Source organism: Lutibaculum baratangense AMV1, assembly GCF_000496075.1.
GTDB classification, from domain to species: Bacteria; Pseudomonadota; Alphaproteobacteria; order Rhizobiales; family Tepidamorphaceae; genus Lutibaculum; species Lutibaculum baratangense.
In genome coordinates this window covers 1-23,587 of sequence record NZ_AWXZ01000039.1, presented here as the reverse complement: position 1 = coordinate 23,587, position 23,587 = coordinate 1, and the positions used below count along the sequence as shown (strand labels likewise).

The 23,587-nt window shown below is 70.0% G+C and carries 7 protein-coding genes; 3 read left to right on the top strand and 4 right to left on the bottom strand.

Translation table 11 applies throughout. From position 1 onward, the window contains the following. Positions 1-244 precede the first annotated feature (244 nt). The 4 genes from N177_RS14770 to N177_RS14755 form a co-directional block, all read right to left on the bottom strand. A complete protein-coding gene (locus N177_RS14770) occupies positions 245-607 on the bottom strand; it encodes a hypothetical protein (RefSeq protein ID WP_152527937.1) in 363 nt (120 codons plus the stop codon). Between the two features lie 291 nt (positions 608-898). Further along, positions 899-2,446: a SpoVR family protein gene (locus N177_RS14765; RefSeq protein ID WP_023433176.1), complete on the bottom strand. Its 1,548-nt coding sequence runs from the start codon at positions 2,444-2,446 to the stop codon at positions 899-901. Then, on the bottom strand, positions 2,443-3,723 hold the full coding sequence (locus N177_RS14760; RefSeq protein ID WP_023433175.1) for a YeaH/YhbH family protein: 1,281 nt from the start codon (positions 3,721-3,723) through the stop codon (positions 2,443-2,445). Before N177_RS14760 ends, N177_RS14765 begins: the two co-directional genes overlap by 4 nt. A gap of 19 nt (positions 3,724-3,742) precedes the next feature. Further along, positions 3,743-5,680 carry a PrkA family serine protein kinase gene (locus tag N177_RS14755; protein WP_023433174.1) on the bottom strand — a complete coding sequence of 646 codons (1,938 nt, stop codon included), beginning with the start codon at positions 5,678-5,680 and terminating at the stop codon, positions 3,743-3,745. Positions 5,681-5,911: 231 nt separating this feature from the next. On the opposite strand from N177_RS14755, the gene N177_RS14750 reads away from it, so the two are divergent. From N177_RS14750 to N177_RS22335, 3 genes are read left to right on the top strand one after another with little or no spacing between them, the layout of a single operon-like run. Continuing rightward, a complete protein-coding gene (locus tag N177_RS14750) occupies positions 5,912-13,513 on the top strand; it encodes a SpvB/TcaC N-terminal domain-containing protein (RefSeq protein WP_081718567.1) in 7,602 nt (2,533 codons plus the stop codon). Beyond that, on the top strand, positions 13,514-19,726 hold the full coding sequence (locus N177_RS14745) for a neuraminidase-like domain-containing protein (protein WP_023433171.1): 6,213 nt from the start codon (positions 13,514-13,516) through the stop codon (positions 19,724-19,726). Then, positions 19,705-23,430: a Tc toxin subunit A-related protein gene (locus N177_RS22335; RefSeq protein WP_341872340.1), complete on the top strand. Its 3,726-nt coding sequence runs from the start codon at positions 19,705-19,707 to the stop codon at positions 23,428-23,430. Before N177_RS14745 ends, N177_RS22335 begins: the two co-directional genes overlap by 22 nt. Positions 23,431-23,587 lie beyond the last annotated feature (157 nt).

Below are 23,587 nucleotides of genomic sequence, written 5' to 3'. Positions count from 1 at the left end.
CGCCGGCAATCCCGGTCCTCCGGCGCGCCGGCCTACGACACGGCAACAGCGAACCGTGGGCTGGACGGAACTTGTGGGCGATGTCTCGCTCCCGTCCTGCCGGCGTCGCTCCGGCGAGATCGGCCGCAGGCGGCGATTGCGCGCGTCGCCCGCGGCCCACGAGCGTCCACCGGCAGTCTGCAGATCCTCCTGATCCGTTCAGGAGGAGATTTCCTGCCCGTTTGCCGGCGGCTCGGCGGCCACCTCACGCGGCCAGACCGGTGGCGAGGAGAAACCGGCGCCACAGGCCGGGATGTTCCGCCCTCTTCGCATGATGCCTCAGGCGGTGCGGAATGCCTGCGGCGGGGCCCATGCACTCGCACATCAGCGCGTGCACGTCACGGGCATTGAGTGCGAAGAACTCCATGGCGTCGCCGAGCCGGTCGCTCTTCAGTCCCAGTTCCCTGAACACGGGATCGGCGAAGGCGACCGCCATAGGATAGGAGTTCCCACGAACCTGCCGCCGCTCATCCTCGCTCATATCCTCGATGCGAGGGAGGGGCGAGAGACGGTTGGCGCTGGGTTCGAGCAGATCCGCCCACCGCTCGAGGCGCTGAGCGCGTGTCATGGGCTCCGCCAGGGGCTGAGACCTCGGCTCGAGTTCTTGAGGGTCAACGCGCTTCATCGGAAAACCTCCACGAGGTAGATCCCACGCCAGCCCGTCCGCGATCATACATCAGGTTGAGCGTCCGGAGACGGAAATCGCTCCTCCCATGGCCGGGTCTCGCTTCAGCTCTCGGGAGACCGGGCACGAGGCCCCGTCATCGGGCACCCCGGGGCAGAACGGGAGGGAGCAGCCGGGACGTGCCGGCGCAGCGCGGCGGGATGCGATGCGGGCGAATGTCGGGAACAGCGAAGCCTATTGGTCGCCGAAGGGATGGGTGGGCTGGGCCTCGTGGGTCTCGAGCACCCTCTCGTGCGACGTCTCTTCGAGACGGACGGGATAGCCCCACAGATTCGCCAGATGCGCGAGGACACGCCCCGCGTTGCCCGCGTCGAGCGCGATGCCGTTCGTGACCTCGTGCCGCAGCAGGAGCTCACGGTCACCGACGAGATCCACGTCGACGATCTGGATGTCGGGATCCTGCCTCGACACGTCGTATTGGCGGGCAAGGGCGCGGCGGACCTGCACATAGCCACGCTCATCGTGGATCGCGCTGACGACGAGATCGCCTTCGGCACTGTCGCCGACGACCTGGAAGAGGCGCAGCTGGCGAATGAGGCGCGGGCTCAGGAACTGGGCGATGAAGCTCTCGTCGCGATAGTTGGCCCAGGCGTCGCGCAGCACGCCGTATGCATCGCCGCAGCCGGCGATATCGGGAAAAACGGCGCGGTCTTCCTCCTCCGGCTCGGTGCAGATCCGCTCGATGTCCAGCATCATCGCCAATCCCAGCGCGTAGGGGTTGAGGCCCGTGAAGCGCGGATCATCGAAGTTCGGCTGCGTGACGGCGTTCGTATGGGCGTGCAGGTACTCCATGAAGGCGCCGTCCGTGATCTGCCCGCGTTCATGCAGCCGCGGCAGGATCCGATGATGAACGAAGGTGGCGCAGCCCTCGTTCATCAGCTTGGTCTGACGCTGGGGATAGAAGTACTGGGCGAGCGTGCGGACGATGCGGAGGATCTCGCGTTGCCAGGGTACGAGCCGCGGGGCCGCGTTCTCCAGGAAATAGAGGATGTTCTCCTCCGGCAGCCCGAGCAGGGCGCGGCGACGGGCGCGCGAGGAGCGTTCCCGCGACTCGCGGCGCTTCGGGACGGTGCGCCAGAGATCGTTGAAAACCGCCGCGCGGTAGTCCTGCCGCTCCTGCTCGCGCCGTTCTTCCAGGCTCAGATCGGCTTTCTGCTTTCCCTTGTAGCGATGGATGCCGTGGCTCGTCAGCGCGTGCGCCGCATCGAGAAGGCGCTCGACGGCCTCCTGCCCATGGCGCTCCTCGCACGTTGCGACGTATTTCTTCGCGAAGGCCAGGTAGTCGAGGATGGCAGTCGGGTCCGTCCACTGCCGAAACAGGTAGTTGTTGCGGAAGAAGTGGTTGTGACCGAACGCGGCATGCGCGAGCACGATGGCCTGCATGGTCGCGCTGTTCTCCTCCATCACGTAGACGAGGCACGGATCGGAATTGATCACGATCTCGAAGGCGAGGCTCTGCCAGCCCTTGCGGTACAAGGTCTCGTTGCGCAGGAAGTGTTTGCCGAACGACCAGTGATTGTACATCAGCGGCATGCCGGTCGACGCGTACGCATCGAGCATCTGCTCGGCCGAGATCACCTCGATCCGGTTCGCGAACGTCCTGAGCCCTAGCTCGACGTGCGCCACCTCCTCGATCGCCTCGTAGATGCCCGACAGCGTGTCGAAGTCCCACTCGTGCCCCTCGTAAAGATACGGCCGCCCTGCCCGGATGCGTGGTGTCATGATCCCGTCCTCCCGGGCGCGCGCTCGAAGAACTGACGGAAGACGGGGTAGATGTCGCGGCGGTCGCTGACCCGGCGCATCGCCATCGGCATGCCGGGCGCGAGGATGCCGTCATAGGCATTCCACAGGGTGCTCATCTGGCTCCGGGCCTCGGGGCCACGTCCGATCTCGATATAGGCGTAGTACTGCGTGAGCGGCAGGATCGTCCCGCGCAGGAGGTCGACGGTCGCGGCATTGTCGGACGAGAAGTTCTCGCCGTCCGAGGCCTGTGCCGCATAGATGTTCCACTCGTGCGGCGGGTAGCGGTCCTCCACGATCCGCGCCATTTCCCTGAGTGCCGACGAGACGACGGTCCCGCCACTTTCGCGGCTGTGGAAGAACGTGTCCTCGTCGACCTCCTTCGCCTCCTGGGTGTGGCGGATGAAGACGACATCGACCTGCCGGTAGCGCCGCTTCAGGAAGATGTAGAGGAGGCTGAAGAACCGCTTCGCCAGGTCCTTCATCTCCTCGTCCATGGAGGCCGAGACATCCATGAGGCAGAACATCACGGCGCGGGCGATCGGTTCGGGCACGGCCTCCGTTCGCCGGAACCTCAGATCCACGGGATCGATGAAGGAGATGCGCTTCGCCCGCGCCTCCTCGGCCTCGATCCTCGTCCGCAGCTTCTCGATCCTCTCCTCGCCGGCGTCTCCGGCGATCATTTCCTCCAGCTGCTGGCGCAGCCGGAGCAACTCCTCCCGCTTCGGCCGGCGGAGCGCCACGCGGCGTGACAGGCTCTTGCGCAATGTCCGCCCGACCGACAATGCGCCGGGGGGGCCGGAGGTCTGGTAGCCGGCCGGACGCCGCGTCTCGCGGTGTTCCCCGAGGAGATGCCGCTTTGCCATGTTCGGGAGCTCGAGGTCCTCGAAATAGAGGTCGAGGAACTCCTCCCGCGAGAGCACGAAGGAGAAAGGATCCTCTCCCTCGCCGTCGGGGCTGCCCCCCGATCCCCCTCCCCCGCGCGGCGGACTGGCGATGCGGTCCCCGACGACGAAATCCCGGTTGCCGGGAAGCACGTGTTCGCGGTGCCCCCCGGACGGGCTGGCGCGGAAGGTCGGCTCGCGGACCGCATCCGCAGGGATCGTGACGGCACCGCCCTCGTCGGCCTCCCTGATCCCGCGCGCCGCGCTTGCCTCCTTCACCGCCCGGCGCAGGAGGTCTCGGGCGCGGCGGACGAAACGCTGGCGATTCGGGAGGCTCTTTCCCACCGTATCGCGGCGGCGGTCGATGATCCGCATTGGACGGTTGCCTTCGGCCTCAGCCTGCCTGCCTCACACGCATGTACCACTCCACGAGACGCCGGACCTGCCTTTCGGTGAAGCCGCGCTTCATCATGCGCTCCACGAACTCCGTGTGCTTCTTCTCCGTCTCGCTGTCCCTCTTGGATCCGAAGCTGACGACCGGCAGCAGGTCCTCGACCTGGCTGAACATCCGCTTCTCGACCACCTCCCGGATCTTGTCGTAGCTCGTCCAGCTCGGATTGCGGCCCTGGTTCGCCGCCCGCGAGCGCAGGCTGAACTTCACCACCTCGTTGCGGAAGTCCTTGGGGTTGGCGATGCCTGCCGGCTTCTCGACCTTCGTCAGCTCCTGGTTGAGCAGTTCGCGGTCGAGGAGCTGACCGGTGTCGGGGTCCTTGTAGTCCTGGTCCTCGATCCACGCGTCGGCATAGGCGACGTAGCGGTCGAACAGGTTCTGCCCGTAGTCGTGATAGGATTCCAGATAGGCCTTCTGGATCTCGTTGCCGATGAACTCGGCGTAGCGCGGGGCGAGCTCCGCCTTGATGAACTCCAGATACTGGCTCTCCAGCTCCTCGGGAAACTGCTCGCGCCGGACGGACTGTTCGAGCACGTACATCAGGTGGACGGGATCGGCGGCCACCTCCTCGGTGTCGTGGTTGAACGTGGCGGAGAGGGCCTTGAAGGCGAAGCGCGTGGAGATGCCGCTCATGCCCTCGTCGACCCCGGCGACGTCGCGATACTCCTGCAGGGTGCGTGCCTTCGGGTCCACCTCCTTCAGGCTTTCTCCGTTATAGACCCGCATCTTCGCGTAGAGGCTCGAGTTCTCGTGCGGCTTGAGCCGCGACAGCACGGCAAATCGCGCCAGCATCTCGAGCGTGTCGGGCGCACACGGGGCATCTTCCAGCTCCGAGTTGCTGACGAGCTTCTCGTAGATCTTCGCTTCCTCGTCGACCCGCAGGCTGTAGGGGACCTTGATGACGAAGATCCGGTCGATGAACGCCTCGTTGTTCTTGTTGTTCTTGAAGCTCCGCCACTCCGCCTCGTTCGAATGCGCGAGGATCATGCCGTCGAAGGGAATGGCCCCGATGTTCTCGGAGCCGACATAGCTACCGTCCTGCGTGGCGGTCAGCAGCGGATGGAGCATCTTGATCGGCGCCTTGAACATCTCGACGAACTCGAGCACCCCCTGGTTGGCCCGGTTGAGGCCGCCTGAATAGGAGTAGGCGTCGGGGTCGTCCTGTGCGTGCAGTTCGAGCCGGCGGATGTCGACCTTGCCGACGAGCGAGGAGACGTCCTGGTTGTTCTCGTCGCCCGGCTCCGTCTTGGCGACGGCGACCTGCCGCAGACGGGAGGGCATGAGCTTGGCGACCTTGAACTTGCGGATGTCGCCACCGAACTCGTCGAGGCGTTTCACGCACCACGGGCTCATGAGGCCGGTCAGGCGACGTCTGGGGATGCCGTATTCGTCCTCGAGGAGGTCGCCCATCGTCTCGGGGTCGAACAGGCGCAGCGGGCTCTCGAAGATCGGGCTGAGCTCCTCGCCCGCCTTCAAGACGTAGATCGGCTCGGCCTCCATGAGCGCCTTGATCCGCTCGGCGAGGGAGGATTTGCCGCCGCCGACAGGACCGAGCAGGTAGAGGATCTGCTTCCTCTCCTCCAGCCCCTGCGACGCTTGGCGGAAGAACGCCACGATCCGCTCGACCGTCTCCTCCATGCCGTAGAAGTCGGCGAAGGCCCGGTAGGTCCGGATCGTGCGGTTCATGAAGATGCGTCCGAGCCGCGGGTTCCTGGAGGTGTCGACGAGTTCCGGCTCGCCGATCCCCGCCAGAAGGCGCTCATGCGGACCCGCATACATCAGCGGATCGTCGCGACAACCCTCCAGATACTCGGAGACCGTCATCAGGGTCTCGCGGCGCGCCTCGTAGTTGCGCGAGTAGGTGTCAAACAGGCCCGACATGATCAAACGCCTCCCTGATCCGGGAACCCGACTGCGTGACCTAGTTTTCGAGATGGGGCGGCGTGAGCGCATTTGGAAGATGTCGAACGCGCGGAACGAGCCGGAGCGGGCTCAACATCGATCAAATCGACGGTAGAATCGGCGGGCCGGTGCGGACGGAGGCGCCGCGCTCCACCGCGGCTCAGGCGCGGTTCCGCAGCGTCACATTGCCGCCACGATCCGCGCGCGACTATGAATCGCTCCCTGCGACGCCGTCCTGCGCGCGGTAGCTGGCCTCCCAATGACAGGGGGAAGCGAGTGGCGCAGTCGGGAGGGTCAGGTCCGGGTCGGCGTTCGGAGCCGACCTCTTCCGTCTCTCGACAGCGCGCCGATTCTCCGGAGGGACGCGCAGAGCAAGCTGGCGCGACCGCATCGTTCGAGGCTCTTCCGAGCGTCGCTTTGCCCAAGGGCGGCGGAGCACTGGCCGGCATCAGCGAGTCGCTTGAAGTTTCGCCCGCGACCGGCACGCTTTCCCTGTCGGTTCCGCTCCCCTTCATGCCGGGTCGAGGCGGAGCGCCGAGCCATCGGCTCGTGTACGGGTCCGCCGCCGGAGCCGGCCCGTTCGGTCTCGGCTGGTCGCTCGACGCGCCCTCCGTGAGCCGGCGCACCGATCGAGGGCTGCCGCGCTACCTCGACGAGGCGGACACTTTCGTGCTCGCCGGACAGGATCATCTCGTCCCCGTCGAGAGATCGGAAGAGCCGCCGGATGGCTTCACGGTCCGGCGTTTCGCGCCGAGGACGGAGGGGAGCTTCGCCCGGATCGAGCACTGGCAGAAGGCCGGGACGGACACCGACTTCTGGCGTGTCACGGCGGACGGCAACGTCACGAGCCTCTTCGGAACCGACGGCGCAGCCCGCATCAGCGACGGTCCCGACGGATGGCGGATCTTCTCCTGGCTCATCGCCGAGACCTACGACGACCGCGGCAACCGCATCCTGTATCAGTGGGAACGCGCCGCCGGCGCGGCCGGCCCCGGTGCCGCCGCACAACGATACCTCAAGCGCATCTTCTACGGGAACGTCGCTCCGAAAGGGCAGCCGGGCGACGACCTCTTCCACTTCGAGCTCGTGTTCGACTACGGCGACCACCCCGGTCCCGTGCCGGGGCGCGAGCCGACGGCTGACTGGGCCACCCGACCGGACCCGTTCTCCGTCCGACGGCCGGGCTTCGAGGTGAGGACGACGGCGCTGTGCGAGCGGGCACTTCTGTTCCAGCGCTTCCCGGACGGACGCGACGGGGACGCGACCCTCGTGCGGGCCACCACCTTCACCTACGCGCGCACGCCCGCAACCTCGCTGCTCACCGGCGTCTCCACGACAGCCTACGCCGCCGGCCCCGGAGGCCCCGTCGGAGCGATGCTGGCGCCTCCGCTCGGCTTCTCCTATCAGGCCTTGCCCGACAGGCTCGAGCCCGAAAGCCGCCTGGTGACGGACGAGGCGCCCGACGAGATCGCCGGCGGCGCGGCCGGCGGAGAGGTCCGCTGGATCGACTTCGCCGGAGACGGCCTGCCGGGCGCGCTCCTCGAAGGCGGGATGCCGTGGCGCTACAAGCCGAACCTGTCGCCCCTCGCCACGGCGGCCACCGGCGAGCCGGCCGGGGCACTCGGCGCGGCCGTGTTGGTGCCGTCGGCGCCGATGTCGGATGGTCGAGGCCCGGTCCATCTCGCGGACATCGACGGAGACGGGCGGCAGGAGGCGATCGCGACGAGCCATCCCGACCCCGGCGTGTTCCGCCGAGACGAGGACGGGGGCTGGTGCCGACGCCAGCCTTTCCGCGCGATCCCGGGTATCGACTGGGCAAGTTCCGACATCCGCTTCATCGACCTCACGGGCGACGGCCTGCCGGATCTTGCGATCACGCAGGACGACCGCCTCGTATGGCATTCCGCGCTCGGCCTCGAGGGTTGGGGCGAGGCGAGCTTCACGCCGTTCGCGGCCGACGAGGACGACGGACCGCGGCTCGTCTTCCGCGGTGACGGGGAGAGCATCTTCGCCGCCGACATGACCGGAGACGGCCTCCCCGACCTCGTCCGCATCCGCGCCCGGTCCGTCGAGTACTGGCCCAGCCTCGGCTACGGTCGCTTCGGCCCGAAAGTCGCGATGGCCAATCCGCCTGCCCTCGCCGCCCCTTCCGCGTTCGACCCGGCCCGCGTCCGTCTCGTCGACGCGGACGGCTCCGGCACCGCCGATCTCGTCTATCTCGGCGACGGCGGCAACGGCTGGACCCTCCACGTCAACTGCGCCGGCAACGGCTACGCCCCCCCGCGCACCTGGGAAAGCGCGCCCCCGCTCGACACGCTGTCCGCCATCGAACCCGTCGACCTCCTCGGAAACGGCACGGGCTGCCTCGTGTGGTCGACCCGCGTCCTGCACGGCGTGCACCGCCAGATCCGGTTCCTTGCGCTCGCGGGCGACCGCAAGCCGTACGTCCTCACAAGCGTCGACAACGGCCGGGGCGGGGAGACGCAGATCGAATACGCGCCGTCGACACGTTTCGCGCTCGAGGACGAGCGCAACGGGAGGCGCTGGGTCGGATGCCTCCCGTTTCCGGTCCAGGTGGTCGAGCGCCTCGCCACGCGCGACCGCATCAGCGGCCACCGCTTCACCTCCCGCTTCGCCTATCATCATGGGCATTACGACGGGCGGGAGCGCGAGTTCGCCGGGTTCGCGTTCGTCGAGCAGTGGGACGCGGAAGGCTGGGCCGAGCCGCTCGCCCTTGCCGCCAACGCCGACCCGGCCACCACTGTGCCGCCGGTGCTGACCCGCCGCTGGTATCACACGGGGCAGACGATCCGCGGCGGCCACGCCTCGTCGCGCGTCCAGAGCGAAGCGTTCGGCACCTCGGAGCGGCGCGGCGGCGCCGCGGCGGCCGCGCTCCACGCCCGCCTCTCGATCGCCGAGGCGTCCTTCCCGGACGGCCTCTCCGCGGCGGACCACCGGGCCGCCTGCCGCGCGCTCAGAGGGAAGCTCCTGCGCGAGGAGGTGAGCGCGGATGATGGCGGCTCGCGCGTGCCGTACACCGTCAGCATATCGGGCTACGCCGCCTTCGTGCGCGTCTCTGCCGCCGCGGGCCGGCCCGCGGTCGCCCACATCGCGCCTCGCGAGACGCTGACGCTCCATCTCGAGCGCACGCTCGACGACGAGCCGCGCGTCGCCCAGACGGTGGCTCTCGCCCACGGGCCCTACGGCGAAGTCGTGGAGGAGGCGACGATCGCCTTCGGCGGGCCCTTGCCGCCGGTCGGCGGAGACGCCGCCGAGGAGGTGAGGCGGACGCACCTCTCCGTCACGGTCACCGACCTGACGCAGGACATAGACACGCCGCAGGCGCGGCGGATGCCGGCTCCGTGGCAGACGCGGCGGAACGCATACGCGGGCCGGCCGCTTTCGGCGGCGGCGTGGCCACTGGCGGAGAAGGATCTGCGTGCCGTCGTCGCCGCCGCGACAGACGCGGAAGCGCTCGACCCCGCGGCCACTCCGTGCGGCCGGGTGCTCGTCGCGGCGAACCGCACCCTCTTCCGACGCGACGATCTGGAAGGTCCGCTGCCGGCTGGCCTGCAGGAGCCGCTGGGCCTCGCCTTCGAAAGCTACGCGTTGGCCCTTCCGGCGGGGAGGCTCTCTGCGGTCTTCGGCGCCGCTGAGCCCGACGCGGAGGCGATCGCGCAGACGGGTCTCGTGGACCTGGACGGTGACGGAGCGCTCTGGGCTCCGTCCGGACGCACCTATTTCCTGCGAACGCGCGACCACCCGGAAGACGCGCCGACGGCAGCCGCCCGAACGGCCCTCGCGGCGGCAGAGCGCGCTGAGGCCGCGCGCCACTTCCACCTCGTGCGCTCCGTCCGCGATCCCCACGGCAACCACGCCTTCATCGACCATGAACGGGATCTCGTCCCGTTCCGGACGGAGGACCCGGTCGGGAACATCGTCACGGCCGAAATCGACTGGCGAACCATGTCGCCGCGGACGGTGACGGACGCGAACCGGAACCGCAGCTTTGCGGCCTTCGCGGTGGACGGAACGGTGACGGCGACGGCGATCGCCGGCAAGGAGGGCGAGGCGGCGGGCGACATCCTTCCCGATGACGCCGAGACGCTCGCCGCGGTGGACGTCGATGCGCTTCTCGAGGCGCTGGCCGATCCGATGCGTCAGCAGGCGGCGGCGGCGGCCGTCCTCGGCACCGCGACCACGCGCCACGTCGTCGACGCGCTTCGCTTCGCACGGACCGGCAAGCCCGCCGTGACGGTGGCGCTGACGCGGGAGACGCACGTCGCGGATCTCGCCGACGGCGAGGCCTCCCGCGTCCTCGTGTCCGTCAGCCATGTCGACGGGCTCGGCCGCGTCCTCCAGACGAAGACGCTGACCGATCCGGGCCCGATCGAGGACGGCGGCCCCGCGGCCCCGACCCGATGGATCACGAGCGGCTGGACGATCCTGGACAACAAGGGCAATCCCGTCCGCACCTACGAGCCGTTCTTCTCGGCGGGCCCCGAGTTCGAGCCGGACCGGCGCGCCGGCGTCTCCACCATCGCCTTCTTCGATCCCCTCTCGCGGCAGGTCGGCGCGCTCCACCCCGACGGCACGCTCACGAAGACCCGCACGACGCCGTGGACGACGGTGAGCTTCGACGCGAACGACACCGCGACCAGCAGGGACCACCGCACGGATCCCGACCTCGGCCCGTTCGTCGCCCGGCTCGAGCCGCAGGACCGGCCGGAGACGTGGTACGCGCAGCGCATCGGGGCGCCGGGAACCCCGCAGGGCCGCGCGGCCCTGGCGTCCGAGGCGAATGCGGACACGCCGTCGACCGCCTACATGGATGCGCTGGGGCGGACGGCGATCGCTGTCGCCGACGGCGGCGCGGCCGGTCTCGCCGTCGTCGCGACCTTGTTCGACGATGCGGGTCATCCGCGCGCCGTCATCGACCCGCGCGGTCGGACGATCGCGGTCTATGCGTGCGACCTCCTCGGCGCCCGGCTGCGGGAGGCCAGCATCGACGCGGGCGTGCGCCACCGCCTGAGCGCCGTCGACGGGGCGCCCGTCCTCGTCCGCGATCAGCGTGGCCACACCCACCGCTTCCGCTACGACGCCGCACGGAGGCTGGTCGCGCACGACGTTGAGGATGGCGGGATCGTCCGCACCCGCACCCGGACAGCCTACGGCGAGGCAGAGGGCGACGCCGGCAACCACCGCGGGCGCGTCTGGCGCACGTGGGACGGCGCGGGGCGGACGACGGCGAGCCGCTACGACATTCACGGCGTCGCGGTGGAGACGCAGCGCGAGTTCGTGGCGGATGCCCGGACCGTGCCCGACTGGTCGCAGGACCCGCCCCTCGCCGGCGAGGTGTTCACGACGGCCGTCCGCGTCGACGCGCTCGGCCGCCCGCGGCAGAGGACTGCGCCGCGCTCGAACCGGCCGGGCGCCACGGCGAGCACCGTCGGGCTCCGCTACGGCCTGTCCGGCATGCTCGCCACCGTCGACCTCTGGCTCGATGGCGCGGCCCCTCCCGCCGGGCCCCTCGATCCCGCGACGGCGACGAAACGAGTGGTGAACGCGGTCGACCATGATGCCCACGGTCGTCGCACCCGGGTCGTCTACGGCAACGGCACGATCACGACGGTCGCCTTCGACCCGCTGTCGCGCCGGCTCGCCCGCATCCGGACGACGCGTCCCGGTGCGGCGAGCCTGGTGCAGGACCTCGCCTACACCTACGACGCCGCCGGCAACGTGACGGAGGTGGCGGACGATGCGCAGGAGACCGTGTTCTTCGACGGCGCCGCCGTCGAGGCCCTGCAGAGCTTCACCTACGACGCGCTCGACCGGCTCGTCCATGCGAGCGGCCGCGAGCATCCGGGCCAGGTCGCGCGCCCCTGGACCACCGAGACGGACGAGGCGCGGCGCGGCCCGCATCCCGGCGACGGAAGCGTCATGCGGCGCTACGAGGAGATCTACGCCTACGATCTCGCCGGCAACATCGAGAGCGTCCGCCATGTCGCGAACGGCGGAGGCTGGACGCGGACATACCGCTATCTCGAGCCCAATCCCCTCGCTGCCGGCGACGTCTCGAACCGGCCGACCCGGACCGACACGGGTCGGGCTGCCGCGACGGAGGCGAGCGAAGGCTTCGCCTACGACCCGCACGGCAACGTCATCCGGACCCGCGGCCTCGCGTCGCTCGTCTACGACGACCTAGACCGCTTCGTCGGCGCCGACCTCGGCGGCGGCGGCCGCGCCCATTACGGCTACGGGTCCGACGGCGAACGCGTGCGCAAGCGGATCGTCCGTCAGGGCGCCGGCGGCGCCCCGGGCATCGTCGAGGAGCGGCTCTATCTCGGCGGCTTCGAGATCTTCCGGCGGTGGAGCCCCGGCGGGGCGCTCCTTCTCGAACGCGAGACGCTGCGCGTGTCGGACGGCGACAAGGCGATGCTCGATGTCGAAACCCGCACGCAGGGCGTAGAGGCCGGCCCGGCGCGGCTCTGGCGCTTCCAGTACGACAACCATCTCGGCTCGGCCACGGTGGAGCTCGACGACGCCGCGGCGGTCATCACTTACGAGGAGTTCTCCCCCTATGGCGGGACGTCGTACCAGGCGGTGCGCAGCCAGGCCGAGACGCCGAAGCGCTACCGCTTCACCGGCAAGGAGCGGGACGAGGAGACCGGGCTCTCCTACCACGGTGCGCGCTACTACGCGCCGTGGCTCGGCCGCTGGCTCGCCTGCGACCCGGCAGGGCTGGCCGGCGGGCTATCGCTGTACACCTACGCCTCCAACAATCCGGTTCGCCTGGTCGATCCCACCGGCCGGGCCGGCGTTCCGCCGGGAGCCCTGGGCTATGTCGAAGAGTACTCTCGACAAGTGAACCCAAGGAAACTATTCGGTCAAATCGTGACAGAAGCTGAACACGTCTTGCCGAAGGGAATACTTCAAAAACTAACGTACAATCCTTACACAAGATTATCTGATTATACTCGGGCACGATACGAAAAGGACGTTACCGTCGTCGTTGAGCGTGCCACGGCGCTCATGAAGACGCACGCGAGTCGAGGCATCCAGAGGGCTGACAGCGCGCGAATTCTCGCAGCGAAGAAGACCATCGAGGCAGGAAAAGGGCTTTCCCTTTCTTCCGAAGTAGGCGAGGCCGCGCTCGCCATGAAGGATGCATTGAAGGCCACCCAATCCATCGTGAAGGAAACCCAGGTGAACGAAGCCTTGCTAGGGCAACTCGGTAATCTCTTCGAGACGCAAACGCTGGCCCAGACCGCTCAGAAGCTGAAAGAGTTCGAGCAGGCCAAGGATGCGGCGGAAGCGGCCAATACGGTGGCGGGCGGGTTGAAATCGACGCCCAAGGTGGGGCCGGTGGGGGCTGCTCTCGCGGTCGGTGCACTGCTTCTAACGGCCGGCGCGACTTCAGCCGAGGCCGCGACGCGGCCCAAAGCCACGACAACGTTAGACAAGATCGAAGAGACGGCCGAGACCACGCGGGGGGTCGTGAGCGTCGGTGGTGCCGTGATGGCACTTCATCCGACGGGAGGGCTGATCGAACTCGTCGCGACAGCAGAAACGCTCGTCATCGAAGAAGGGATCAAACGAACGGGCGGCGATGACCGCATCCGAGCGGCGGGAACTGCGGCGGAATCGCTGGCCAAGAAGATGCACGCGACGGAAGGACAGAGTCAGGTGGCAGGCGCGAGCGCCGCAGGTCTCACGGCGGTGGGCGAAGGGGCGACCGTCGCCGGTGCCTTGGCGATGGGACCTCTCGGCATCGCCATGCTGGGGATAAGCGCCTGGCGAAGCAAGAAGTGAATGACGGTTCCGAAGGTGCTGGACCGCCTGACCAGACTCTCTCCTCGCGCGTGGCGAACCGCGGCGCATCGAGCGGGTGGCACGAACTCGAGCCTGCAGAAGGAAAGCTCCGATGGAACCCCTCCCCTCCTCGCCCTCGCCGCTCTTCCCCTCGGCGCCGCCGGGCCGGCCGTCTCGAACCTCCACGCCCTGCTCGATCGGCTAGGGTTCGACCGCATCGATGCCGAGGAGCGGGACGAGGCGCGCTACGGTCCGACCACCCGCCGGATGGTCGAGAGCCTCGCCCACGAGTTCGGCATCGAACAGGCGCGTCCGGGCGAGCTCGACGCGGAGAGCGCGGAGGCGATCAATCGCGTCGCCTTCGACAGGGAGATCTTCGCCCTCGTCGAGGGCCGCGTCGTCGACACGTCCGGCGAGGCCGCCGCCGACGTGCCGGTCACCATCGGCGATGCGGACAACGACCTCCGCTGCGCCGAGGCCGCGACCGGCCCGGACGGCGGCTATCGCGCCTTCTACGACCCCGCGTTCTATCGCCGCGAGCGGCCGGGCGTCGGCCGCCCGAAGGACCTGCCCGATCTCGTCGCGACGGCCGCCTGGCGCGACCGCCCCGGCACCGCGCGCTCCGACCCCGTCCGCGCCACGGAGCGGGAGATCCGCATCGACCTCACGCTGCCCGCCGAAGCGCGCCGGCCGGCCGGCCCGCGCGTCCGCGGCACCGTCTTCGACGCCGAAGGTCGCCGGTTCCCCGGCGTGCGCGTCGAGGCGTTCGACCGCGACATCGGCCCGGGCCGTACCTCGCTCGGCAGCGACGACACCGACGAGGAAGGTGCCTTCGAGATCCCCTACGATCCCGCTGACGCGGCCGACGGCGAGGGCTTGATCGACGGGCGCACGACGGTCGACCTCCTCTTCGGCCTCTCCCGCGACGGGGTCCTGATCGACGCGCTCGACATCGTCCGGCTTCCCGTCGACGACGACGCCACGATCACCGCCGAGCTTCCGGCCGGCGAGGACGACCTCGCCCTCGGCATCGTCGCGCGCAGCGACGAGTTCGTCCGCATCCGCGCGACGACGGCGCTCGTCCCGCGGGGGCCTTCCGAGTTCGAACGCCTGCTCGCGGCGCTCGAGCCGCTGACGCGGACGGTCGCCCTCGCCGACTTCGACGAGGCGAAGACGCGCGACGTGAGCTTCGCCGCCCGGGAGATCGGCGCCCCCCGCGCCCTCGTCGCGGACCTCGCCGCCGCCTTCAGGTCGGCGCGGGACGACCTGCCCGGGACGGAGCCGGCGCTCCTCTACGCGCTCGCCCGCGAGAGCGGCGCGCTCGCCCCGCATGCGATCGCGGCCCGGCGGCTCGACGACCTCGTTGCTGCCGTCCGGCGCGCGGACGAGCGGAACCTGATCCCGCCCGTCGGCGGCGAATTGGAGGCTGCGGTCGCGGCGGTTCGAAGCGCCGCCGTCGCAAAGGCGATGTCGCTGCCCACCGGCGAGGGGGCCGGCTCGCTCGACGACGTCCTCCGCTCCACGCTTCCGGACGCCCAGGCGCGCGCTGCGCTCGTGACCGCCCTGCGCGACGGCGGCGATGCCGGCTGGAGCCGCTTCGCAGCGGAGCATGCGGAGGTCGACATCCCGTCCGTCCGCTACGCGATCGAGCTCGGGACGCTGACGCGCAACGATCTCGGGCTCGCGGACGCCCTGAAGGCGAAGGCGCCGAACGCGACCTCGCTTCGCACCCTCGCGCTCGATCTCGAGCCGCAGACGATATCGGAGGCGGTCGAGACCCTCGGTGCGCTTCCCCTCGACCGCACCGAGGACGAGGACGAGCCGGCCGCGCGCGACCGTCTGACGGCCGAGCTGGTCGGCCTCATCGAGACGCTGCATCCGACCGCGGTCGTCGCGCGCGCGGCGCGCGGGCTCGCAGCCGCCGCGCCGTCCGCCGTCGATCCCGCGACAGCGGCGCTGCTCGACCGGGCGGTGCGCCACACCGCTTTCGAGCTCGGCCGCGACCCGGTCGCGGCGACCGTCGAGCGGCACGCCGATGTGCTCTTCGAGGGGGTCAACGACCCCGAGGCACGGGAGAGGGCGGCGGCGGGCCTGAAGCGCATTCAGCGCCTCTATCAGATCAGCCCGGACCCCGACACGCTGAGCGCGGTCCTGCGCGCGACCGGCCCGGGTGGCCATACATTCCAGGGCGCGTTCGACATCTCGCGTCTCGGGGAGAGGTCTTTCCTCTCCCGCTTCCCGACGGCGACCGCCGGCGAGGCGCAAGCGCTCAGCACGATGCACAGCAAGGCTCGCGCGCAGGCGGAGACGGTGGCGGCGCTCCTGGTCAACGAGTATCAGGAAGCCCGCGAGGTCCGGCCGGCCGCTCTCGGAGCCCCGGACGAGATCGCCTCCTTCGCAGACTTCTTCGGCGGGGCGGAGATGTGCGAGTGCGAGGAATGCCGCTCCGTCGTCGGACCGGCGGCCTATCTCGTCGATCTCTTCGAGTTCCTCGACAAGCGCTGCGCGGCGAACGAGGACGGCCTCACGCCGCTCGACGTCCTCATCGGAAATCCGTCGAAGTCGTGGCAGGGACACCCCGTGACGGGGCTGCGGCCCGACCTCGCGCACATCAAGCTGACCTGCGAGAACACCAACACCACGATCCCGACGATCGACCTGATCAACGAGATCCTCGAGAGCGTCGTTGCGTTCGGCCAGGTGACGCCGCTCGCGACCGACGATGCCGGCGAACCCCTCGCGCCGCCGGTCCTCGCCCCGAACGAGCCTTCGCCGGGCGTGACGGGCGCCGAGCTCTCGGCCGCGCCGGAGCACGTCGTCGCGCGCGCATACGAGATCCTCGGCGACGCGGTCTACCCGATCTCGCTGCCTTACGACCGGCTGGTCGCGAGCGCGCGCGCGATCACGAAGGAGGCGGGCGTCGACCGTGCAGCCCTGATCCGGGTCTTCGGCGCGGGCGACGAAGAGGCACGTGCCCTCGCCGCCGCCACCGAGCGCCTTGGCCTTCTGCCGAAGGACGTCGAGATCCTGACCGACGAGACGCTCACGGCCGCGCCGGAGGGCGCCGGCGCCCTCCTCGGCCGCGCCGCTGCCGGCTGGACGGACGAGATGAGTTCGGTCCGCCGCCTCCTCGAGGCCCTCGACGTGAGCTTCGGCGAACTCGTTGCCCTGATGCGCACGGATTTCGTCGGCGGCGAGGTGCCCTCGGGATCGCCCGACGACCCCATGGCCCGCCTCTTCCTCACCGTCGAGCAGCTTGCGACGCTGCGCGCAGATTTCGACGCGGAGCCGCCGCCACAGATCGCCGAGGCGCTCGAGCGCGGCGGTCTGGCCATCGCGGACGTGCGGGCGATCGTCGAGGCAAGCGCGGACAGGCTGGCGACGACCTGGGTCCTCGACCCGCCGATCAGCTGCGATCTCGACCACCTCTTCGTCCGCCATCTGGACGCCTCGCCGGTCGCCGCGGGCGAGTTCCTCGCCGTCCACCGCTTCGTCCGGCTCGCCAAGCGCATGCGCGTCAGCTTCGAGGTCCTCGACACGCTGCTTGCGGCGACGCCTGCCGACGAGCCGCGCAGCTTCCGGCCGGACCGCCTCGTCCGCCTCGCCGGGCTCCGGGCGCTCGGCGCCGAGCTCTCGCTCGAACCGGCGGTCGCGGCCTCGCTCGTCGCCGATATCGGCGAGGCGCTCTGGCGGAAGCTCTTCGTGGCGAGCGGCGTCGCCCGTCTCGATCCCTCGCTCGCCGCGGCCGACGGCGACCCCGGACAGGCCGGGGCGTCCATCGGTCCCGTCATCCCGAGCCTCGCCGCCGTGCTCCAGGTGAACGCGGGCAAGCTCGCTGCGCTCGCGAAGTCGCTTCGCGTCGAGACGCTCGACCGCCCGGCCATATCCGCCCTCCACCGGACCGTCGTCCTGGCGCGCGCGCTCGGGATGTCGCCGGAAGACCTCGTCGCCTTCTGCACGATCCTCGGGGAGGATTGCCTCACGAAGCCCCGCGACGCCGCGTCTCTCTCGGCCGCGCTCGCCCGTGTCCGCGCCCTCGGGTCCTCCGGTCTGGGGCCGGCGGAGATCCGCGTCGTCATCGGCGAGGACCCGCCGTCCCTCCAGGCGGACCGGATCGTCAAGGCGCTCGGAGACGCGCTGCAGCCCCTCGCGCGGGGCGCGCCCGGTGACGGCGAAGGCGCGGAGGGCGACCCGGCCGTGCCGCCAGAGGAGGCCGCGCGGGCGGAGGCCGCGCGGCTCGTCCTCGCGTCCATTTTCGGCATCGACCCTGATCTGGTGAGGCTGGCGCTCGGGGACGGTACGGAAGAGCCGCTCTTCCGCCTTGCCGGCCGGTCCGCGATCGAGCTCTTCCTCGATCTGGCAAGGAAGCCGGACCAGGCCCAGGCGGACGCGCTTCTCCCCGAGGCGACCGCAGTGCTCTCCGGGCTCGCCCGTCTGGCTCAGTTGGCGAAGACAGCCGGACTCGACGTCCCCACCCTCCGGCTGCTCGCCGGACCGGCACGGGTCGCGCCCGCCGCGGTCCTCGCCTCCCTCGCCGGCGAGCCGGACCGTGCGGCACTCGTCGCCATGATCGCGCGTCTCGGCGCGTTCAAGTCGATGCTCGCGGACGCGAAGGACGCAGCGCTCGCCCGCGAAGCGCTCGCGGCGCTCGCGGCGGCAGACGGAGACGTCGGAAGCGCCGCGTTTCTCTCGGCCCTCGCGGGCGCGCTCGGTGTCGATCCCCTCCTCGCCGCCGATGCCGTGGCGGGCGGAAGCGCGGCACTCGCCCGCGCCGCCGCCCGGGAGGATCCCGTGGCCGCGTTCCGGGCCGCGGCCGAGCAGGTCACGCTCGCCGCGCGGATTGGGCTCCTGCCCTCCGCCGTCGGCGAGACGGTCAAGAACCCGATCGCGCCAGCCGCGCTCTCCCGTCTCGCCACCGGCGTGCGCTCCCGGTACGAGGCCCCCGTCTGGCTCGAAATCTCGCGCCGCATGGCCAACCCTATCCGCGAGGCCAGCAGGGATGCACTCGTCGCCCATCTCGTCCAGCGCGAAGGCCTGAGGAACCCCGACCAGCTGTTCGGCCTGCTCCTGATCGACACCGGCATCAATGCGTTTGTTCTCACCTCGCGCATCCGCCAGGCGATCTTCGCGGTGCAGCTCTATGTCCAGCGCTGCGCGATGGGTCTCGTCGCGAAGAACGGGATCCTGCCGGACCAGATCGACCTGCGGGAGTGGCGGGTCATCGGACGCTTCCCGATCTGGGCGGCACGCCTGAGGACCCTCATCTCACCCGAGGACCTTCTCGATCCCGCATGGCGCGACAACAAGACGAGATCCTTCCGCGACTTCGAGGACCAGATCCGCCAGTCCGATGCCACCCCGACGAATGCCGCCGCCGCCTATGGCAGATACCTCGAGAACCTCGCCTCGGTCGCCGCACTCGAGGTCGTGGGCACGTTTCTCCAGGTCGCCTTCGAGGGAGCGGAGGCCGGGATCTTCCGGTCCGTCCTCCACGTCGTCGGACGGTCGCGGGGCGGCGTCGGGCGGCGCCACTTCTACCGGCGCCTGAACACGTTCGACGGCTACCGCGAGTGGACGGACTGGATACCGGTGGAGGTCGACATCCAGGGCGTGGAGAGGGACCGGCCGGGGGGCCGCAAGATCGACGACGACGCGGCGTTGTTCGAGCCGGGCGTCCACGTCCTGCCGGTCGTCTGGCAGGGGGAGCTGCACCTGTTCTGGCCGACATTCGTCCGCAAGGTGGACGAACCCTCGGAGGACGACGCGCCGGAGATCGATTCGACGAATCCGACGGTGAAGTCGCGCTTTTCCTCGCCCTATTGGGAGGTGAAGCTCAACTGGACGCGGCTCGCCGGCGAATCCTTCACGCCCAAGGAGCAGTCCTCCGCGCTCGGCGAGACGTGGTGGTGGGTCCCGGGAACGGCTCCGGCAACGAGCAAGAAGAAGAAAAGAACCCGGCCCAGGCCGCGACGTCCACCGCCATCACGGGCAGGTTCGCGGACTCGTTCGTGTTTTCAGAGGCGCCCCAGATCCTGTTCGCCCCCGCGCGGCCGCAGTTCCCGAAGCCGGCGAGCCTCGTTCTCAAGTCGGCCGTGGAGGGTCAGCGGCTCTCGATCATCCTCGCCGAACGGGAGGCGACCGGAGAGGTCAGGGCGCGCTTCCAGTTCTCCTTCGCCCGCCGCGCGAGCGAGATGGAAGTGGGCGATGCGGTAGGCACGCTCGGCGGCGACCATGCCGGGATCCGCGCGGGCGGCCTGAACGGGGCGTATATGGGGATCGGCGTGAGCGGGTCGGTGTCCGCCGTCTCCTCGCCGGCGAGGGCCGCGGGCGACCGGCTGTTCACCGCGCCGCCGGGCACGCGCATCGTGACCCTCAACCAGCAGTACCAGGCGCCGCTGGAGGCGCCGCTCTTCATCAGCCTGCCGGGAGCCAGCTACTTCGCCGAGGCGAGGGCCGGGACGACCACGACGGTCGAGACCATGGCCGTGGAGCCCGCCGGCGCGGCGAGCGGGGCGATCGCGAAGGCGTTCTCCGGGCGCGTCAGCGAGTTCGTCGCGAACCCGTGGGCGATGCGGGGGCAGCAGAAGCTCGCGGCCGTGGCGGCGCCGCTGATGCAGTCCGCTCCGGCCGCGGCCTCGTCCGTCGGCAGCTTTCAGACGGCCGCCCGACCCTCCGACGTCGAAGACGGAATCATCGGCAAGTTGAAGGCAAGCGTCGGCGTCGAGGTCGCTTCGCGCTTCCTGCCGCGGACGAGGACACTCACGGTCGACGCGCTCGATCTCGAGGTCAGCCCCTTCTCCCATCCGTTCGCGCACGATTTCGTCCGCACGCTGAAGCGGGACGGGCTGTCGGCCCTCCTCGACCCGGCGATGCAGACCCGCACCGTCGCCGCATCCGCCACGTTCGCCGGAGCATGCGCGCCGAACGCGGACCGGGTCGCGCCCCCCGGGGCTGAAGGCGTCGAGTTCGGCGCGGAAACCGCGTACGGCAACTACAACTGGGAGGTCTTCTTCCACGCGCCGATGCTGCTCTATCGCCGTCTCGTCGAGAACAACCAGCTCGACGCGGCACTCGACGTGTTCCACCACGTGTTCGACCCGGTCGCGTCCGGCGGGAGGCCGGACGATGCGTGGCGCTTCACGGGCCTGCGTCGGGCCCGGGCGCTCCGCATCGACGGGATCTTCGCCGCTCTGGGAAAGCCGGACGGGGATCCCGAAAGAGCGTCCGTGCTGGCGCAGATCACGGCGATGCGGCTCTTCCCCTTCGAAGCTCACCGCATCGCCCGGCTCCGGCCTGGCGCATACAAGCGATGGGCGCTCGCCGAGTACGTGCGGCTTCGCATCGCGCGTGGCGACGCCGCCTTCCAGCGGTTTCCGGATCCCGAGCTCGTCAATCTCGCGACGCCCGAATACATCGTTGCGAAGGAGGTGCTCGGTCCACGGCCGGAGATGGTCCCGCAGCGGGCGACGATGCCGGCCATGACCTACGCCGAGCTCCGGCCCCACCTCGACGCCCTCGGCAACGTCGTCTACACGGCGGAGACCGAGCTGTTCGGCGTCGCGCCGGCGGCCGGTCTGGGCGGCGACCGGATCGCAAGTGGCGCTGTGCAGCGCGCCTCGGTCGGGTATTTCGGGATCCCGAAGAACGAAAAGCTGCTCGCCCTTTGGGACGAGGTGGACGACCGTCTCTTCAAGCTGCGGAACGGGATGAACCTCGAAGGGGTGCAGATGCAGATGCCCCTCTTCCCGCCTCGCATCGATCCCGCCCTCCTCGCCGCGGCGGCTGCCGCCGGGCTCGACATCCGCGAAGCCGCCGACGCTCTGGACGCACCGCTCCCGAGCCATCGCTACCGGGTGCTCCACCGGCAGGCGGTGGAGCTCGCCGAGCAGGTCGTCCGTCTCGGCGCGGCTTTGAGCGAAGCGCGCGAGAAGCGCGATACGGAGGACCTCTCCCTCCGCCGTGCCACCCACGAGACGGCCATGGCCGCTGCGGTGCGGCAGGTGGGCCTGGAACGGGTACGGGAGGCGGAGTCGGCCCTGGTCGCAGCCCGCGCCGACCGTGACGCGCCCGTGACGCGCTGGCGGCACTACAGAGGCCTGCTCGGCGCGAAGCTCGAAGAGCCGAGCCTCAAGGCGTTGGCGGACAAGAAGAACGTATTCGGCAGCCCGCAGCGCAACCTTTTGCTCGTCCCGGCCGATCAGGTGAAGTTCGACGCTCTCACCGTGCTGCCCGGGCTGCGCATCCAGTTCGACGGCGTCGGACCCGTGGGCGGCTTCGACAAGACCCTGCGCAGCCGCCTCGACCAGGCGACCGGCGGCGTCGCGCTCGTCGGCGGCTCGGTGCTGCAGGAGGAGAAGGCCGAGCTCGAGGAATCCTTTGAGAGCGTCAAGCGCACCTACGAGGCGGCGGAGCTCGACCTTCTCGCTTCGGTCCTGGGCCTCATTCCGAACTTCGAGGCCGCGGTGAAGCCCTTCGGCGCCGGCGCCGCGATCCACCTCGGGGGTCAGGCGCTCGCCGCCGCCGCGTCGGCCGCCTCCCGCAACAAGCACGCCGCCGGCGCGATGCACAGCTTCGTCGCCAGCGTCTACGGCAAGCAGGCCGCCTATGTGCTCCGCGAGCGGGATTGGGTCCTGCAGCTCAACCAGGCCGCCGAGGACGCCCTGCGGGCGGAGCGGCAGGCGATCGTCGCCGAGATCCGGGTCGCCGTGGCGCGGGGTGAGCAGGCGAACCAGGAGAAGGCGTTCAACCACGCCAGCGAAATCGAGGAGACGCTCAGGACGAAGTTCTCGACGGCCGAGCTCTATGATTTCCGCATCGCCCAGCAGCTTCAGCTCTTCCGCCGCTTCTTTGACCTCGCTCTCGAGCGGGCGCGCCAGGCCGAGGCGTGCTATGGCTACGAACGCGAGGCACGCCGCTTCGTCACCGTCGGCCGGCCGCAGACCGCGCGAGAGGAACTCGCGGCGGGGCACCAGCTCCTGGCGGCGCTTGCGGAGATGGATCGGAGCTTCCACGCCACCGACGAGCGAAAGCCGGAGCTCGTCCGGCAGGTCTCGCTGCGGCAGATCGCGCCCGCCGCTCTCGCGAGCCTCAGGGAGAGCGGTCGAGCAGACTTCAAGATCCCGGAGGTGCTGTTCGACATCGACCACCCCCGGCACTATGACCGCCGGCTGACCAGTGTCCAGGTGACGATCTCGCGCGTCGCGGAGCCGACGGCACCGATCACCGGCACGCTGACGCTGAAGCGGAGCTTCCGGCGGCTGAAGCCCGGCGCCGATCTCGTGGAGGACAGGGGCGGGGCGGTCTCTGTCGCTCTCAGCACCGGGCGGGAGGACGCGGGCGTCTTCGAGCTGTCCCTGCAGGACGACCTCTATCTTCCGGCGGAGGGGCGTGGCGTCATCACGGAGTGGCTGCTCGCCCTGCCCTACCCCATCCGCCACTACAATTACCGGACGATCAGCGACGTGTGGCTCACCCTCCGCTACACGGCGAAGCCCGGCCGCGCCGCCGACGCAGACGAGGCGGCGGAGCGTATCAGGGACGGCCTGAACGCGATTTCCGGCCCGGGAGAAACCGCCGGCGCCGTGCAGATGCTCAGCCTGCGGCACGATTTCGGCGACACCTGGTACGAGCTCCTGAGGTCGGCGGGGACGACGGCGACGATCGAGATCGGCGAAGATGTCCTTCCCTATCTCCTGCGCGCGGCGTTCGAGCCAGAGCTGCAGGCCGTGCACTGGCGCCCGCTGCCGCGCGGGAAGCCGGCGCCCGAGGCTTTCGAGGAAGTCGTCCCCGTGCTCCTGGACGAGGCCGCCGACGGCCCCGATCGCGGCCGCAGATGGAGCGTTGAGCTCGATCTCCCCGCCGTGAGGGGGCTCGACGACGTGGAACTCCTCGCCCGCTTCGCGGTCGGACTGCGGTGACAGCCTGCCGCGGAGGATAGCTCCCGCAGGAGCGGTCGAGAGTATTTTCCGCAGTGGCCAAGCAAACGTCTGCTGCCGGCACCAACCGGCGGCAACCTGTACGGCAAGATCGGACGCGAAGGCGCCGGAGGGGTCGGGCCGGGCATCTCGCCGGCGA

Bases quoted from the DNA above. Each gene is read 5' to 3' on its own strand.
- N177_RS14770 (WP_152527937.1), bottom strand. From the start codon at position 607: ATGACACGCGCTCAGCGCCTCGAGCGGTGGGCGGATCTGCTCGAACCC.
- N177_RS14765 (WP_023433176.1), bottom strand. From the start codon at position 2,446: ATGACACCACGCATCCGGGCAGGGCGGCCGTATCTTTACGAGGGGCAC.
- N177_RS14760 (WP_023433175.1), bottom strand. From the start codon at position 3,723: ATGCGGATCATCGACCGCCGCCGCGATACGGTGGGAAAGAGCCTCCCG.
- N177_RS14755 (WP_023433174.1), bottom strand. From the start codon at position 5,680: ATGTCGGGCCTGTTTGACACCTACTCGCGCAACTACGAGGCGCGCCGC.
- N177_RS14750 (WP_081718567.1), top strand. From the start codon at position 5,912: ATGAATCGCTCCCTGCGACGCCGTCCTGCGCGCGGTAGCTGGCCTCCC.
- N177_RS14745 (WP_023433171.1), top strand. From the start codon at position 13,514: ATGACGGTTCCGAAGGTGCTGGACCGCCTGACCAGACTCTCTCCTCGC.
- N177_RS22335 (WP_341872340.1), top strand. From the start codon at position 19,705: ATGGAAGTGGGCGATGCGGTAGGCACGCTCGGCGGCGACCATGCCGGG.